The organism is Methylacidimicrobium cyclopophantes, from assembly GCF_902143385.2.
In the GTDB taxonomy this organism is placed as follows: Bacteria; Verrucomicrobiota; Verrucomicrobiia; order Methylacidiphilales; family Methylacidiphilaceae; genus Methylacidimicrobium; species Methylacidimicrobium cyclopophantes.
In genome coordinates this window covers 1-709 of record NZ_CABFUZ020000267.1, presented here as the reverse complement: position 1 = coordinate 709, position 709 = coordinate 1, and the positions used below count along the sequence as shown (strand labels likewise).

Below are 709 nucleotides of genomic sequence, written 5' to 3'. Positions count from 1 at the left end.
TGCCCATCGTTTACAGCTAGGACTACCGGGGTATCTAATCCCGTTTGCTCCCCTAGCTTTCGCACACTGAGTGTCAGTAATAGGCCAGAGAATCGCTTTCGCCGCCGGCGTTCCTTCTGATATCTACGCATTTCACCGCTCCACCAGAAGTTCCATTCTCCCCTCCTACACTCAAGACTCGCAGTTTCAGATGCAATTCTTCCGTTGAACAGAAGGCTTTCACATCTGACTTACAAACCCACCTACGTGCTCTTTACGCCCAATAATTCCGAACAACGCTTGCCACCTCTGTATTACCGCGGCTGCTGGCACAGAGTTAGCCGTGGCTTCCTTTGGAGCTTTTGTCAAATAAATGTGGTATTAGCACACTTACATTTCTTAACCCCTGACAGAGCTTTACAACCCGAAGGCCTTCCTCACTCACGCGGCGTCGCTTCGTCACCCTTTCGGGCATTGCGAAAGATTCTCGACTGCAGCCTTCCGTAGAAGTCTGGGCAGTGTCTCAGTCCCAGTGTGGCCGACCATCCTCTAAGACCGGCTACCCGTCTTCGCCTTGGTAGGCCATTACCCCACCAACAAGCTGATAGGACATAAACCCCTCTCCAGGCAAAAGGTATTGCTACCCTCCCATTGACAAAAGAAAATTATTCCCTTTTGTATTATTAAGTATTAGCTTCGTTTTCACAAAGTTGTCCTTATCCTAGAGGCA

Annotated in this window: 1 rRNA gene; it reads right to left on the bottom strand. The window is 49.5% G+C overall.

The window, feature by feature from the left end:
* Positions 1 to 709 (bottom strand): 16S ribosomal RNA (locus FN369_RS10765); the annotation flags it as partial.